Origin of the sequence: Acinetobacter sp. CFCC 10889 (assembly GCF_003268395.1) — a bacterium.
In the GTDB taxonomy this organism is placed as follows: domain Bacteria; phylum Pseudomonadota; class Gammaproteobacteria; order Pseudomonadales; family Moraxellaceae; genus Acinetobacter.
Map to the genome: position 1 here is coordinate 1 of NZ_LQXQ01000223.1, position 227 is coordinate 227.

The 227-nt window shown below is 40.5% G+C and carries 1 protein-coding gene; it reads right to left on the reverse strand.

Going from position 1 to position 227, the window contains the following annotated elements; genetic code table 11:
- On the reverse strand, window positions 1-227 hold a 227-nt coding region (locus tag AVJ19_RS21425; protein ID WP_213067294.1), incomplete at both ends, for an IS1 family transposase.

Sequence of the window (227 nt, forward strand, 5' to 3'; positions counted from 1 at the left end):
TTACCCCATACATAAGCAACGATTTCACCTGTTTCTCGATGATAGGCGTAAATCAACCATTGTTTATTTTGCTTATTACCGACAAAAGTCCAAAACTCATCTACCTCAAGGGTTTCATAATGACTTTGCCGTGCTTGAAGTTGATATTTTGATTGGCTGAGTGTGCGTAAAACCTTACCGATACTCACTCTCTCAACTTCAGCTATATCTCTGACACCACTGCCTCG